Annotated in this window: 11 protein-coding genes; 3 read left to right on the plus strand and 8 right to left on the minus strand. The window is 36.3% G+C overall.

The genetic code is table 11. From position 1 onward, the window contains the following. Positions 1–116: 116 nt before the first annotated feature. A complete protein-coding gene (locus C9J51_RS09595) occupies positions 117–683 on the minus strand; it encodes an SPOR domain-containing protein (protein ID WP_045037763.1) in 567 nt (188 codons plus the stop codon). A gap of 835 nt (positions 684–1,518) precedes the next feature. On the opposite strand from C9J51_RS09595, the gene C9J51_RS09600 reads away from it, so the two are divergent. Next, a complete protein-coding gene (locus C9J51_RS09600) occupies positions 1,519–2,832 on the plus strand; it encodes an anaerobic C4-dicarboxylate transporter family protein (RefSeq protein WP_045037765.1) in 1,314 nt (437 codons plus the stop codon). Positions 2,833–2,961: 129 nt separating this feature from the next. Here C9J51_RS09600 and C9J51_RS09605 read toward each other — a convergent pair whose 3' ends face one another. From C9J51_RS09605 to C9J51_RS09630, 6 genes are all read right to left on the minus strand, one after another. After that, entirely contained in the window at positions 2,962–3,909 is a 948-nt protein-coding gene (locus tag C9J51_RS09605) for a YeiH family protein (protein ID WP_045037766.1), read from the minus strand. Between the two features lie 111 nt (positions 3,910–4,020). Further along, complete coding sequence (locus tag C9J51_RS09610; RefSeq protein ID WP_045037767.1) at positions 4,021–4,362, minus strand: YdbL family protein; 342 nt, start codon at positions 4,360–4,362, stop codon at positions 4,021–4,023. Between the two features lie 34 nt (positions 4,363–4,396). Beyond that, complete coding sequence (locus C9J51_RS09615; protein WP_052668188.1) at positions 4,397–4,612, minus strand: YnbE family lipoprotein; 216 nt, start codon at positions 4,610–4,612, stop codon at positions 4,397–4,399. A 17-nt stretch (positions 4,613–4,629) separates the two neighbouring features. Beyond that, entirely contained in the window at positions 4,630–8,037 is a 3,408-nt protein-coding gene (locus C9J51_RS09620; protein WP_128081796.1) for an intermembrane phospholipid transport protein YdbH family protein, read from the minus strand. A 234-nt stretch (positions 8,038–8,271) separates the two neighbouring features. Further along, positions 8,272–9,132, minus strand: coding sequence for a DUF4344 domain-containing metallopeptidase (locus C9J51_RS09625; RefSeq protein ID WP_045040644.1), 861 nt, complete (start codon positions 9,130–9,132; stop codon positions 8,272–8,274). A gap of 140 nt (positions 9,133–9,272) precedes the next feature. Beyond that, complete coding sequence (locus tag C9J51_RS09630) at positions 9,273–11,942, minus strand: bifunctional acetate--CoA ligase family protein/GNAT family N-acetyltransferase (protein ID WP_045040643.1); 2,670 nt, start codon at positions 11,940–11,942, stop codon at positions 9,273–9,275. A 258-nt stretch (positions 11,943–12,200) separates the two neighbouring features. On the opposite strand from C9J51_RS09630, the gene C9J51_RS09635 reads away from it, so the two are divergent. Continuing rightward, a complete protein-coding gene (locus C9J51_RS09635) occupies positions 12,201–13,883 on the plus strand; it encodes a GGDEF domain-containing protein (protein WP_045040661.1) in 1,683 nt (560 codons plus the stop codon). 214 nt (positions 13,884–14,097) lie between these two features. Beyond that, the gene (locus C9J51_RS09640) at positions 14,098–15,774 is read left to right on the plus strand and encodes a GGDEF domain-containing protein (protein WP_045040642.1); all 1,677 of its coding nucleotides are present in this window, start codon (positions 14,098–14,100) and stop codon (positions 15,772–15,774) included. A gap of 73 nt (positions 15,775–15,847) precedes the next feature. Here the strand turns inward: C9J51_RS09640 and C9J51_RS09645 are convergent, their stop codons facing one another. After that, on the minus strand, positions 15,848–16,357 hold the full coding sequence (locus C9J51_RS09645) for a DUF2301 domain-containing membrane protein (protein WP_045040641.1): 510 nt from the start codon (positions 16,355–16,357) through the stop codon (positions 15,848–15,850). Positions 16,358–16,582: the final 225 nt, after the last annotated feature.

Consider the following 16,582-nt stretch of genomic DNA (forward strand, 5'->3'; position numbering starts at 1 on the left):
GCCGCATTATTAATACGTTTAATAAACAGCATAAAAAAAACCAGACTTAGTGTCTGGTTTTTTTGTTACTGCATTTCATCAGTAGAGTAGCAGTCACACTTAGTGTCGCAATACGATTAACGTAATTGGTACACTTGACCTTCTTTATCCGCTTTAACAGCCGCAAAGCTTAATACAAATGGACCTTGTGCTTGAACTGTTGCTGGCAATGTCTGAATAGCTTGTTTTGCTTCTTCACGGGTTGCGTAATTACCGTAAATAACCGCATACCAGTTACGGCCTAATGCATGCTTCCAGTTAACCCAAATTGGTTGATTGCTAGTAATTGGCTGAAGGTAACCACGTAGGTTACGTTCTTCACTTAATGCCAAAATCTGAACGGTAAAGTGTGAAGGGTTAATATCACCAAATGCTTGATCGTTAGTCATTGACTCTTCATCAGCAAGATGAGCGTCATCATTGTTAATGTAATCACTATCAATAACTGGCTCGTTCGTTGTTTCAGGAGCGACAGTTTCAATGGGTGTAGAGGTTACTACTGGTGGTTGTTGACATTGTAGGTTTTCATTGTCGACTTTAGATGGTAATAGGTAACCTGAATCACAAGGGCTGTCTGATGATGCACAACCAGATAATGCGAATAAACCTAAGACAACTGCTGCCTTTAGCGTACGAGATGTCATTATTTTCTCCGAAAAATAGTTAATAATTTGTAAATGTGGTAGCAGTATTCATGACTTTTCATGACGCAAATATCACTATTAACAAATGTCTTTATACTTGAAATGTATTGTAGCGAAAAACGGCAAAATATTGACATGATAATTACATATTTACGGTTAAATGTATGTTTTTTAATCAGCGTTACTATGCTAAATGAGAATAGGTTATATTTATGCTGATAATTAATGTTTGAATGGAGTATATATTTTTTTACTCTTTCATAGAGGTAAATGGTATTTTTTAAAACACAGATTATTAGTTAACATATTAATAACAATTTGAGTTTTAAATAGGTCTGCATTATGAAAGAGAGGTCATCTAGCGTTAATGACCATAAACGCTTGATTACAGCTACGGTTATTACAATGTTATTGATTTCGGTGTCATTGGCAACAACAGGCATCATTAGTGCGTTATGTGATTTAAGTGCATTTACTCTTCTGTGGGGTGTTCTATGGTTAAGGTCACGCGAATCGCCAATAGGCAATCGGCCTTATGAAAGCGTAATACCTTCGTCAAAAATCAAAATTGAGCCATAATAATGACGTATTTGGGCAGGGAATGAAGTAACGCTACAGCGTATTATTGTTAAAAGAGAAACAATAAACATACAATTGTGCAAATTAAATAAAACATAAAAACAATCAATCATTTATATTAATACTTTTATCTATATATATTTTAATAAAGTGTGATTGGGTGCTAATTATTGCTTCTATATAATCTTTATTATCAGCTCGAATTTTTACTGAATATTACTCAGTAATGTAAACGCTGTTATTAGGGAGTATTGATGTGTTTATTGTAGAATTTTTGATTGTACTTGTGTGTATCTTAGTGGGTGCTCGAATCGGCGGTATTGGTTTGGGTGTAATGGGGGGCATCGGCCTTGCTATTTTAAGTTTTGTTTTTGGTTTGCAACCAACCAGTCCACCGATTGATGTCATGCTAATGATCATGGCGGTTGTTGCTGCGGCTGCGGCAATGCAAGCGGCGGGTGGTCTTGAATACTTAATTAAAATTGCGTCAAATATTCTTCGTAAAAATCCGCGTCATATTACCTTTATTGCGCCGTTAGTAACTTATATGTTTACCTTCTTAGCCGGTACGGGCCATGTGGCTTATTCGGTATTACCTGTTATTGCAGAAGTAAGTCGTCGTAGTGGTATTCGTCCTGAGCGTCCACTGGGTATGGCTGTTATTGCTTCTCAGTTTGCGATTGTTGCAAGTCCGATTGCCGCGGCGGTTGTTGCATTAGTGGCTTTCTTAGAACCTCAAGGCATTACATTAGCCGATGTGTTAATGGTGACAATTCCTGGTACTTTCTGTGGTTTAGCATTAGCGTGTGTTGTCGTTAATAAAATGGGTAAAGATCTAAAAGATGACCCTGAATATCAACGTCGTATGCAAGATCCTGCTTTCCGTCAAGAAATGGAACAAGAAGTCAAAGTAGAAGAGATTGTTATTAAACCAGAAGCAAAGAAAGCGGTTGGTTTATTCTTATTTGGCGCATTAGCTGTCGTTGTTATGGGTGCATTCCCAGGGTTACGTCCTAACTTTAATGGATCAGCGATGGGCATGGCACACACGATCGAGATCGTGATGTTAGCAATTGCTGCTTTGATCATCTTGATCTGTAAGCCTGACGGTAATGCGATCTCTCAAGGATCCGTGTTCCATGCTGGTATGCGTGCGATTGTGGCTATCTTTGGTATTGCTTGGTTAGGTGATACGTTTATAGCTGGTCACAGTGAAATGGTGAAAGAAGCGGTGTCTGGCTTAGTAGAAGTTGCGCCATGGACATTTGCTTTTGCTTTATTCGGTTTATCTGTGATGGTTAACAGCCAAGGTGCAACAACAGCCGTGCTTGTGCCTGTTGCTATTACACTAGGTCTACCACCTGAAGTCATTATCGCAACGTTTGTAGCGGTTAATGGTTACTTCTTTATTCCTAACTACGGTCCTATCATTGCTTCAATTGATTTTGACCGCACAGGAACAACAAAGATTGGTAGCTACATCTTTAACCATAGCTTTATGATCCCCGGTCTATTAAGCATGGTATTCAGTATTATCTTTGGCTTTATTTTTGCAAGTTTTGTCTTGTAAAAAATACGGTAGAAACCCTGTAAACAATAAAGTAAATTAAATTAAATTAAATAAAAAACCTCTATATCTTCATGTTTAATATTGAAGAATAGAGGTTTTTTTTATGACAAGATAAAGAGTCAACAAGCGTTAAAGAAACAACTCAATATAGGTTAGTGAAGCAGTACCAATCGCTAACCAGAGGATCACACCTAATAATAAAGGCTTGTGTCCGGCATTACGTAATTTACTCACTGTGATGCCTGAGCCAATTAAGAATAGGCATACCACCAATAAACGTTTTGATGCGTCAAAGATAAGAATATAGGTTGAGTGAAATTGTGGAACAAAATGGGCAATTAAAATCGCTAGGCAGTAAAAAAGAATAAAGTAAGGAATAGTGATTTTCTTACTGTCCCCTTTAAACATTAAAGCACTACCAAACGCGACGGGAATGATCCATAACGCACGAGCGAGTTTCAAGGTTGTCGCTGTTTTTAATGCTTCATCACCATAAGATCCTGCGGCACCGACCACTGACGATGTATCATGAATGGCAATCGCCGCCCAAGTACCAAAAGCATGCTGACTCATTTCTAATAAGTGCCCAACTGCTGGAAACAGAAATAAAGCTACTGCATTTAGTACAAACACGGTCGCTAAAGCCAATGAGGTTTGGTCATCACGCGCATTGATCGCAGGTGATACTGCGGCAATGGCACTGCCACCACAAATAGCCGTACCTGCTGCGATTAAGTGGCCTGTTTTTTTATCCAATTTTAAAAAGTGGGTCGCCAACCAACCTAAAAATAACGTAAAGAAAATGGACGATATAATCAGTCCGAGCCCTTGACGGCTAGCTTCAATGGCTTCGTTTAAATTAATCCCAAACCCTAAACCAATAATGGAATATGACAAAAGTTTTTTGGTTAAAGCGGCAAGATTAAATTGAGTGGGAACAAAACCAAAACTGGCAAGAGTAAAACCAAGAATTAATGCTATTGGTGAGCTAATGAAAGGTGCTAAACATATAATTGCGGCTATTATAAAGACAATGTCAGTTGGTTGAAGGTTTCTAATTTTTTGATTTAATGTCATTTTGTGGTTGAAATCAGATTGTTGATAAGATCTCAAATTATACGCACGTCATTCTATTTAGTTTAGTTAAATATTTTGAAACGAGGGTTAAAAGTAATTGAATGTTTAGGGTTATTTTTTTTGCCATGATCCTTGATTATTTTGATAAAAATTACCGACTTGAGTTTTTTCTATGGCTTTATGATAAGCCCGTTGTTTGATTATATTCAATGGAAGATCATGAGATTGGCTGATCGTTTGGAATGTTTCTTTTCGATGTTTATTGACCGTGTTTATCAGATGAGTCACCGCCGTATTATTACTTGGCTTAACTGCGGCAATAAAACCATTTTTAGCTTCACCCACAAGCCCTTGTTGTTTGGCTTGTTGTAATGTCATGGCAAATACTGAATGTGAACAAAACAAGATCAAGCAACAGCTAATCAGTATAGCGTTAAAGTAATTATATTTCATATGGCTATACCTTTTATATAGAGTAATAAACACATTAAAAGACGGCTTTGTTATCAAATAACTGCTCTATTTCTCTATCCACTTTTATTTTTATTTCATGTTCAATTTTAACGTTAAGATTAATTTCTATGGGTTTGTTTGATGCTGCAACTTGTATGGTTGGAGTACACCCTTTAAGCAATAGTATTGCGACGATAATGAGTCCGTAATGAAGGTTTGACTGTGACAGTGTTCCTTGTAAATGATTCATGCGCATAACCTTAAATGCTATTGACGATTAAAATGCTCACTAATTTTTTGTTCAATGTTTGATGCATTAAGTATGTTAATTGTTTTAATGAGTTCAAGCATATTTTCTTCAATTGCTAGGTTTATATGAATTGGGCGACCGTACTGAAAATCAGGGTTATAACCTTTGAATTGAGCTCGAGTTTTTAACACACTATCTTTAGCATAGTTAATTTTGATGGATAAGGTACGGTAATGATAATTTTTAAGAATTTCACTTACCATTAATGGGCTTTGATGACCTGCCGCTTTGATTTTTTGATCAATGATTGAGTCTGTCATATAACGTAAGACGCCACCAGGAAAGCGGGAGTGAAGTATTGCATTATGAATCTCAAGCTGACCATTAATGATTGCGATCGGGATCGTTCCATCAAGGATCCCTGTGAATTCAATTCCTTCATGATCAATAAGATCTGTTATTTCATTGATATTAAGACCAAAGACTGTAATAGGGATCGTGGTCAGATTATGCAGACTTGTTAAGTGAATGCTATGAGCACTTAAACTTCCTCCAAGTAAATAGGCCGAGATGCGATGCAACGTATATTGGTTTGTTTGGGTGTCAACATCAATCACTATACTCGGTTTAGTTACGGTTACGCCGGCTTTAATTTGTTGTGCAAATAACGAAATAGGATGCAGGGTTTGAATGCCTTGGGGGGTGAACGCAATATTAGCGTTGCTATCTAGTTGTGTAATATCGATACCGCGATAATGGCCAGAAAGGCGATCAGTCGCAATCTTCGTACTGCCTGTTATTTGATTATTACGATCAATAACAAACGCTGCGCTAAGGGTAATATTGCCTTCAGTTATATCGATGGGTAAAGAGAGCTCAGGAAAATAATTGTTTTTTAAGCTGTTAACTTTCGAAAAATAAAGAGTATTACGGTGTAATTTAACATGCGTTTTTTTGGTGATTAAATTCGCGTTAATATCGACGTTAGCTAAAGTATTATCATCAGAATCAGTTAATGCAGAGGCTATTTGCAGTTTATTGTTAGCCAAATGAAATTGACTGTGCAGATAGAGCGGAGGAAGTAATGGATGCTGGTTACGTTGAGTGGAATCAATGGTGATTTTGATGTTACTTGATAAGGCTAATGGCGCAACGGGATCAGATTGAGGTCTGTGATTGAATAATATCTCATGGCGTAACATAAACTGGTCAACATCAATCTTTAAGTGTGCGTTGTAGTCTACTGATGGTGACTCCTTTTCAAGTTGATGGCGAGTATATAACTGAGCATCTAATTGTGCTTGAGTATTTTTCGTTGGAGTACTTTGAGGCTGATATAAGGTTAATGCAAGGCGATGCGCTTTCTTTTCAAGTTGTCCAACTAATAGGTTTGAACTGAAATTCATATTTTTAATCGTGTTATTTGTTAAGAGGGGAATGGCGTTAAGTGATACTTTTTCCGCTTGAAAATGGGTGTGTTGTAATTGTGAGAGTAAATAATTATTAGCCCATGTTGCTTTTATTTGAGAACTAAAAAGAATGTTATCAATTTTACTGTCAATGGTGGGATGTAACGTCTTAATACGGGCATTGATTTTAGTATTAAGGTGGCATTGTAAATCAGGATATAAACAATTGAAATCACGAATTAAAAACTGTAACTCAGACTTCGTTTTGGCATTTTTAAAACGAATAGTCTCACTTTTATCACCTAAATCGATGCTGAATAGCTTATTTTGATAACTGACGTTGAAATTTATTTTGCCATCACTGTCCATTTGAATATTGGCGACATGTTTAGGCGGATTATTATGTAGGGGCATGTCATCTTTAGCATAAAAGAAAGGGGCTTCAATGGCATATTTGTTAAGTTCAATCGTTAAAGATGGCGGTAATTCAATCCCAATTAAATAATGGGCATCAACAATTTTATTATTAATCACCATCGGTTGATTTGTCTTTGATTTGTCAGCAACAATTTGTTTGGCATAAAAACGTAAAGGACCATTTATTTGAGCATCAGGCACATCGTATAAGCCTAAACGATCAGTAAATTCGTTAGTATTTTTAAAGTTAGCATTGCAATTTAAATAGCGTGGTAAAGGTTGATTAAATATTATTTTTGCATCGCAATTAAGATTATTGCCGTCACTACGGGTCATAATGGCGTGAACGCGGGCATCTGTTTTTGATAGATGATGGATATTGACATCAATTTGATAAGGATTGGGGGCTAACGCTTTGCCTCTTACAATAAAACGGGCTTGGGTATTGTTCTCTGTGGCGATATTTAATTCTTTTGCTTGTTGTTCTATTGTTTGGCGTGCTTGTTTTCGGCGTTGACGTTGTTGTTGATTGTCATCGGTTATCATTACGGCTTTTTTGGGTAATGTTGCTGTTTGAGTGGTTGCGATGGTTGGTGTTTTTAATATTACTTTTGCATCAATCAATAAATCTCCGTAAGTGAATGATGATATTTTGAGTTTGTTAATGGGAAGTCGAGATAGATTAGCCAAAGTTTGCCCAAGATGAATACCTTTGCTATCAATATCCGTACGATTAATAAACGCCGGTAAGTCTTTAGGTTGTTCTAGCTTGATGGTATGCGCGACTAACATCATTGTCGGTAAACTACGGTTAAGATCAAACGTTAACGATAATTGAGAAATAATTTGTTCAGATAAAGAATTATTAAGCGTTGCCCATTGTGGGTGGAGTGAGGCGATAGTAACAGACACTGGAGTGTGATTATCTTGCATCTCAATCGCGAATTGACTCTCTTTGAACTGTAGTGAGTAATGAGGCGATGGCTGATAGTGTGGAAAGAAGAGCGTTAGTTTCCCTTTTGCGGCGTGGCCTGAAATCTTTAAATGTGGGCTATTTGTGATAGTAACATCAACGTGTTCAATAATTTGGGTCGCTGCTGTTTCTTTACCATCACTGTGTGCTGCTGATGCGGTAACTTTGCGAGCATGAGCATTAATGGCTAATGGTGATGCAAAATCAACAAATCTAAACGTAGCATCAAAAAAGTGAATGTAGCGTAAATGAATATTCTGTTTTTCTAACATCGCCGTTGTTGTTGAAGGAAGCTCTATTTCATATTTTTTGGCAAACAGGCGATAACTACCACTATCAAGAGCGTTTTTAGGATCAATATAATGGTGCAACGAGAGCTGATGAAAGGTGACATTGTAACTGAATAGATTTAATGACATGTATTCGGCATGTATACCTTTATCATAGCGGAGCCCTTTGATGCCTGTCAGTGTAATATTATTAATGTGAAGCCATACAATGCCGACTATCGGTATGAGTAGGACGATGGCTAATAGTGATAAACCGATTTTTGTACTATTGCGTAACCACGACGATTTGGCCTCTGTTGCTGGTGGCGATTCAGTATTGTGCGAAGGGGATTTCACAGCGATAGCTCACCTATTGATAAAAGAATAACGTAATACCAGCAATAACCGATTGCTTTAAATGATGATCACCAGTTTCATCTTTAAACATATACCAGATTTTATGATTAGTGCGTTGTAAATGAAAATAATCCAATATTATTCCATCTAAAAATGACTATTTATGCTTTTCGTTACAAAAATTACGGTATTACATCTTTTGATTTGAATTTATATGCATTTTAATCGTTTGTGCTAATTATCCAAATAATACAACCATCCTGCATAGGTTGTTGAGTAAATATCCCGACATTGGCGTTGTTGTTGCTGACGTTGCGTTAAAGATAATGAATCAAACACGCGTTGATAACGGGCTGGATTACTGCCATAAACCAGACACACAATATGCTGATAACGTTGCTGGCTAAGGCTATGTTGTTGAATAAAGCTGTTGTTGCTAAGTATCGAGTTATTCAGCGCTTGTTTACTGAAGATTTGATAGGCATTAATGGCAATCTCATCACCACGATGGATATCATTAAGCAGTAAAATAACCACAAAATTATCAACGGTTGTTTCGCTATTGCCTAATATCGGAATAGCGCGATCTAAAATATAAGCATGTCCAATTTCATGCAGTAACGTCAGTAATAAGGCATCAGTGGTTGCTTGGTAACGTTGCTGCTGGGTTGGGTAAGCGCCTGTTGTCGTAATCTGTTGTAGTAGTTGATTAATGTATTGATAAGGGATTTGGATTTGTTGTTGCGTTAAATCAAAATTTGGTCCTGTGTCACTACCAAAAACGATATCTACGCTGGGGGCGAAAATATACCGAGTTTGGCTTAATTGCTTAATGGTCGCGAGAATAGAGGAATGTTGAATAATGTCTTTTGCTTGTTGCTGTTGCGTATTAGATGGGGTTAGAAAGACAAAGTTAACGGTAGGGACGGGATCTAAGGCTAAACCATAGCTGCCGCCTGTTGGTTGATCTGTACCCGCATCACTAAAGCTAGCGAATGTTAGGCAGAATAAGCCAAATAGAAGCCTTGTTAGTGATGATAAATGCGAATATTTGGCGTCAGTAGTTTGATTATCAGTGAAATAGTATCCATGCACGTTGTCACCTCATACTGCTATAACTGTATCATAAGTGATAATTATAGCGGATGAGACAATAACTAACGCTATAAAAGCATTAAAATGCCTTATTTATGACCATTAATGGTTCACTGCATATTGTTTTATATTGTTTGGGCTTATTTTAGTCGTAAACGCATATCGACGATACCGTCCGCCAACTGTACATCAATCTCAAACCCCATTTTTTGCGCGAGAGTGATCATGCCACGGTTGGTTGGCATTGTTATTCCAGTTAGAGTCTCAAGCCCGCGTTGTTTGGCATAATCAATCAACTTGAGCATCAATATTCCGCCTAAACCAATGCCTTTAAGATCAGAACGCACAAGAATCGCAAATTCTGCATCTGCATTATTAGCATCTGATAATGCGCGTGCAACACCAATAATCATCTCATCATAAACAGCAACAAAAGCCATTTCACGGTCGTAATCGATTTGGGTGAATTTGGCTAAGGCCTCATGATTTAACTCACCGACATCAGAGAAGAAGCGTTTATAGAGGTCATCTTCTGATACTTGGCTAATAAAGGCTTTATGGGTTGGTTCATCTTCTGGCAATATCGGACGCAACAAGATTGATTTACCGTCTTTAAGTTGGCATTGCTGTTCATATTCTTTAGGGTAAGGTCGAATCGCTAATCGTTGTTGAATATCGCCATTAAACGTTGTGATATCCATTGAAGCATCAATAATTGTTAATTCATCGCCCGAGATCAGTAAGGGGTGAATATCCAAGGCGTTAATATCAGGACAATCAATGATCATTTGAGAAATAGTCACTAAAAATTGGCATAACGCAGGCAGAGATATCTTCTCTAAGCTACCACGTTGTTTGATTTTGTTACGCTTTAACGCATTGATCACCATATAACGGGCAAGCGCCATATTTAATGGTGGTAAGGCAACGACGGCATCTCGTTCAATATTCCAATCAATGGTTTCTTCTCCTAATGTGATCACTGGGCCAAAAATAGGATCGTTATAGACACCGATCCGTAATTCTTGTGCGCCAGATCGATTCGCCATACGTTGGATTAATAACCCGTCAATACGTGCACTGGGATAATGTAGTGCGACACGAGACAAAATAGCATCAGCGGCATTAGCCACTTCATTGGCATCACGTAGGTATAATACGACACCATGAATATCTGATTTATGCCGAATATCAGGAGATCGTAATTTTACCGCCACGGGATACCCAATTTGTTCCGCAATATGTACTGCTTCAGCGGCGTCAGAGGCTATCCATGTTGGCAATGTTGTAAAACCATAGCTTTCTAGTAACGGTCGTATCTCATGAGTTTCAAGATGATGAATATTTTGTTGAAGCAAACGCTGTATTTCGTGACGTACATAATGAGGATCAGCGGTAACTTCACCAATAGATTGTGGCGTTTCCATTAATTGACGCTGATTACGACGGTATTCGACTAAATGCATGAAAGCTGAGATCGCGCTTTCAGGTGTACGATAAGTCGGTAAACGTGCTTGAGTAAAAAGTGTTCGCGCGTTAACGGCGTCATTTTCACCAGACCAATTAGTTAAAATATTAAACCGTTGACTGCGAGAATGCTGGTGGAGGGTATCAATAATAACGTTGGCGGTGTGAGAACTATGAGCTATCGCAGAAGGGCTATGCATAATAAGTAACGCATCAAAATCATCACTATCAAGTAAAATGTTCATCACTTGTTGGTAACGCGCTGGATTTGCATCACCCATAATATCTATCGGGTTTGTCTGTGACCAATAGGCGGGTAAAACGAGGGACAACTTAGCCATCGTGTCGGTACTTAATTGTGCTAGCTTGCCACCGCAATCAGATAATGTATCCAATGCCATAATAGCGGGACCCCCACCATTGGTAAGAATAGCCAAGCGTTCTCCGCGTAATGGTACTGAATGCGCTAATGTTTCAACAGCGGCAAAGAGATCATGGGTTGTATGTACACGTAACATACCAGAACGGCGAATGGCAGCATCGTAAACGACATCAATACCAAGGGTGTCATTTGGCGATAATAATGCAGCAGAACGTCCCACACTTGTACGGCCACTCTTTAATACTAAGATGCGTCGATTACGAGCTGCTGCGCGTGCTGCTGACATAAACTGCCGTGCATCTTTAATATTGTCGATATAAAGCAAGATCGCTTCAGTTTTTGTATCTTGGCTTAAAATATCAAGTAGCTCGGCAAAATTGATGTCGCAGGCATCCCCTAAAGAGATAAAAGTAGAAAAACCGATGTGTTTGTTCTGCGCCCAATCAAGGATGGTCGTACATATAGAGGCTGACTGTGAAATAAACGCGATATTGCCTTTATTTGCACGGGTAGGGGCGACAGAAGCATTAAGGTTTAACCACGGTAAAATGATCCCCATGCTATTAGGGCCAATAATGCGCATATTATAATGTTTTGCATTGGCGAGCATTTGTTGCTGGTGGTTAATGGTTTCTTTATGGTGGGCAGAGGGGCTCATACCCGCAGCAATAACAATTACCGCTTTTACCCCTTTGCGTCCTAGTTGATTGATTATCTCTGGCGTAAGCGCAGCGTGGGTACATACGATTGCAATATCTGGAATAATCGGCATTGTTTCAATGTGGCTATACGCTAGAATTCCTGCGACAGCGGTATATTTTGGCGTGACTGGAATAATAGGGCCATTAAAGCAACCCGCTAACAGATTGCTGACCACAACATAACCGAGACGGTGTGGATTGTTTGAAGCGCCAATCACTGCGACACTGGTTGGTTTTAAAAACGCGGCCATATTATTCATAAGGTAATTATCTCTATCTGTCGTAGTGATACTGTATTCCTAAATATGAAATAAACGTTTTTTTTATAAAGATAATGTGATCTAACTGAACATTAATGACTCAAATCCCAATAACATATTATGCTAAAAGTAAAATCATTATTCGCTATAGTTATATTTTTTTGTAATAAAATAATTATATACGTTTAACATTGATAATGCTGGTTATATATGTGTTACTAAGGTGTAAGCGTTAATAATATTGGGATGCTAAAAGATATGACTGATGAATTATATTTCAAATATCAGCCAAGGTACTATCACGGTGAAATATCTTCGTATGAAGCATTATTAAGAAGTCATATTGATAATTTTAATGTAGAAGCTTTTGTTTATTCTATTAAATGTTCTGCTAGTTTTGATTTGAATATCATTTTAAAAGTGCTTCAAGACAGAAAGTCATTGCATATATGTGATGATGTTTCTATTTCATTGAATATTTCTATTGCAAGTTTGCTTGACGAAAAATTCATGCATCAATGTCTAGAAATATTTGAAGATGAAAAGAACATCACGTTAGAATTAACCAATCATGATCAAACTGATGATTTTAATGGATTGCAAAAATCAATATTACTTCTTAAAAATAAAGGGGTTAAGTTTGCACTTGATGATTATGGTAAAGGTTATTTAAATACAGATAATTTCTTGTATCTTGATGTTGATTATATAAAGTTAGATCGTAAGCTAATAAGAAATATTAATACTAACTATATAACTTATTCGGTACTTAAAGCTAAATATGATCATATTATTAATGTGCTAGGAAAAGTGGTTATTATTGAGGGTATAGAGACATTTGAACAGTTTAACTTAGTTAAAGAGTTTGGCGATATGTACTATCAAGGCTTCTATTTTTCAAAGCCAATAGCGATTACTGAAATTAGACAAATAAACACGATAGATTTACCTAAAGCGGATGTTAAAAAGCAATTTTCCCTTAAATTAGATGAAGCTATTTTTGATTTAAATCGTTCGCAAAACCCCCAAAATATACAACAGGCTATCGATAATATTAAAGAAATAGATAAATACAATATTATTGGTTTAACGCCTAATATTTTTGATTTACATAGTGAGCGTCAACGAATTAATCAAAATTATAGAGAAATTATAAAAAACAAAACAAGATCACATTTTTTGTTAGCGGCATCATTAGTGTGTGGTAGTGATGGTGCCGTGGTTATTCGAGATAAAGACGGTAATGTAATTTTTAATAATCAACATTTTATTGATTACATTGGTCTTGATTTGGTTGATATGCCGATTGATGAAGCCTGCGAAAAAGTGACTGATTACCGTACGTGTTTAAATATAGATAATGAACTTCTGTTAAGTGACTCATGCTTTATGATGTCGGATGAAGTTATCGAAACTAAAAACGGTAGCGAGCTTGTTCATACCTATAGACAGAAAGTATCCCATTTTGATCAAAACTTTATTATTTGTTCTGTTTATGAAGCAGTAGATACGATTATTGTTGATGAGCTTACCACTTGCTACCAAAAAAATTATTTATCATCAAATTACATGAGTCAGCATAAGATACTCGTTTTTATTGATTTAGATGGTTTTAAAGAAATTAATGATCGTTTTGGTCATTATATTGGTGATGAGGTTTTACGTGATTTTTCAGTAACGATTAAAGAAATGTTACGTGATGAAGATGTTATTGTCCGTTTTGGTGGCGATGAATTTGTTATCTTATTAAATAGTCATGTAATAAAAAATGTTCATCAACGGATTGAGCAATTAAGACAAAATATTGAAGGATATTTTGGTGAAAAAGAACGGTTATTAAGTTTTTCATATGGGGTTGCATCTTTACAAGACGGGGTTGAATTAGCACTTAAAAAAGCGGATATCGCAATGTATAAAGAAAAGTCACAACGGAAACGATAAAGACCAAAGAGTATTAGTCTTGTTGTATATTATAAGTTTTTTTATATGTAATGATAAGATTATTTATTAGGTGAAACGTTGTTTTAATGCCAAATAAGTATTTGAATGAGCAAATAATTCCTCTTTAGAATAGGTGCTAATTAATTATAAAATCCATTAGGGGTTAATGTGGTTTTCGATTATTCTCAAAAAAAATTATAAAAAGAATAATTTAATGCTATCAGATTGTTACCTTAAATTTCAGCCTCAATACTATAACGGTGAAATATCTTCTTATGAAGCTCTATTAAGAACAACAGCGTCTAACATTGAAGACTATATAGATCATATCGATGATCATGCTGTTTTTGATTTAGCTGTTATTAAATTTGTTATTAACCAGCGTTCACTTTTATCTCATGGTGAAAAGATACAGCTATCGATTAATATCTCTATTTCAAGTTTATTGGATGATGCATTTGTTAAAGCCTGTATGATCATTTTTGAACATGAGAAAAAGGTCATTTTAGAATTAACTCGGCATGATCAGACCAATGACTTTGATCGCATTCAACAGGCTATAAAAGATCTAAAAGTGCAAGGTGTATTGTTCTCCCTTGATGATTATGGCAAGGGATATGTGAATAGTGAGATGTTTTTACACCTTGATATTGATTATATTAAGCTTGATAAAAAACTGATTAAGCAAGTTGATCAAAGCTATATTGCTTATTCATTAATTAAAACGACGTATGATAAAATAGCCAAAGTGCTAGGTAAGCATGTCATTGTTGAAGGCATAGAAACCTTTGAGCAATTGAATCTACTGAAGCAATTTGGAGACATGACTTATCAAGGCTTTTATTTTTCTGAGCCTTTGGATATTGATAAGGTAAAACCAACCAAGTCTTTTTCATACAAACATAAAATAGATTCTAAGTCATTTTGTAATCAACTTGATCAAGCTATTTATAATATAAATCGAGCTCAAAATCCCCAAGCAATTAAGACGGCAATTACGCGCTTAATCCAATTAGATAACTATAATATTATTGGTGTTAGTCCCAATATTTTTGATGTTTATAGTGAGCAACGAAGAATTAATGAAAATTATAATGAATTACTTGAAAAAAGGAGTAGTCCGCATTTTTTGTTAGTTTCTTCGTTAATTAGTACATGTGACGCATTAGTTATTATTCGGGATAGTGAAGGGCAGACTATTTATAATAATGAAAAACATATCAAATATTTAGGGGCGGATCTTGTTAAATATACAGCAGAACAAGCTTGTGAGCGCTTTCCTGATTACAGTACGTGTATTGAGTTAGATAAAGGATTACTTAGTGGTGATACTTGTTTTATGGTGTCTAATGAAAGTGTTGAAACTGAACATGGAAAACAACGCTTTAAGACATATCGTCAAAAAATAACGCATTTTAATAAAGCTTTTATTATTTGTAGTGTTTATGAAGCTAACGACAGTATCAATATTGATGATCTTACCGGCTGTTATCAACGTAGTTATTTAGAATCAAAACATGCGTTAAATTATCAAACCTTGATCTTTATTGATTTAGATGGTTTTAAAGTGATTAATGATTTTTATGGGCATAGTAAAGGAGATGAGGTTTTACGTGATTTTGCGAAAACGATGAAATATATGTTGAGAGACAGTGATGCGGTGGTACGTTTTGGTGGTGATGAGTTTGTTTTATTACTAGAGGGTACGTCACGGTTGGCGGTTCAACAACGGATAGAAATTATTCGAGCGAATATTGAAGCTTATTTTGCAGTTAAACAATTACAATTGAGTTTTTCATATGGCGTGGTTGAAATAGAAGGTGATATAAATTCAGCGCTGAATAAGGCGGATAAAGCGATGTATGAGCAAAAGTATGCACGCAAAGGATAACAAAAAAGAGATCAAATGATCTCTCTTTTTTGCTGGTGGATAATAAGCTGGTGGCTTAAATATTATCAGTAATTTACACCTGATAACGGCTTTTATCACCAATATCAAAATGTAGCGGCATCCGCCATTTACTAAAGGCTGCAAATGCAAGTAGCGCTGCACCAACCATTGCAAACCCAATTGCAATATTTATGGCATTAAAGACTAAACAGAACCAAAAACCCGCTAGAGCAATCGGGGTTAGTAAGAGTATTTTTACTTTAAAACAGAAGTATTCTTTTATTGAAAGTGCGCTAAAGACAAACAAAGCCGCACCTAATGCTAATGGTTGCCATAATCCAGACATAAACCAAATGGCAGCAAACAGGCCCGCACCTTGAATTAACCAACGAAAACGTTTGTCATAAATGTGCACTGTTGTTGATGCTAATAAAGCGACCATAATAAGAAAGGGTGTTGTCGCATTAGTTTCTGTCGCAATGATCGCCATGATAATAGCGGCAAGAGTGAATGCAGAGCGATATAGAATAACAGTGAGTTTATCAAGTATATCAAGATCGCATTTAATATGTGGATCAGCCATTGAGGCTCCTAGGCAGTCGCCAAAAAATAATAATAAAAAATAGGGTGATATTATTGTTAGTAAAACAATATTTATAGTGATCATGGTAACATAAATGCCGTTCGATTGATCTATCGTTATGAACTGTTTGATCGTAATCAAAAGCTACGGCAAACTATTACTAACCATTTGTCATTCAATTGTTTTTATGATGAGCACATTCAATATTCGATTATGAATAAGAGA

It is taken from the genome of Photobacterium iliopiscarium (assembly GCF_003026395.1).
GTDB lineage: Bacteria > Pseudomonadota > Gammaproteobacteria > Enterobacterales > Vibrionaceae > Photobacterium > Photobacterium iliopiscarium.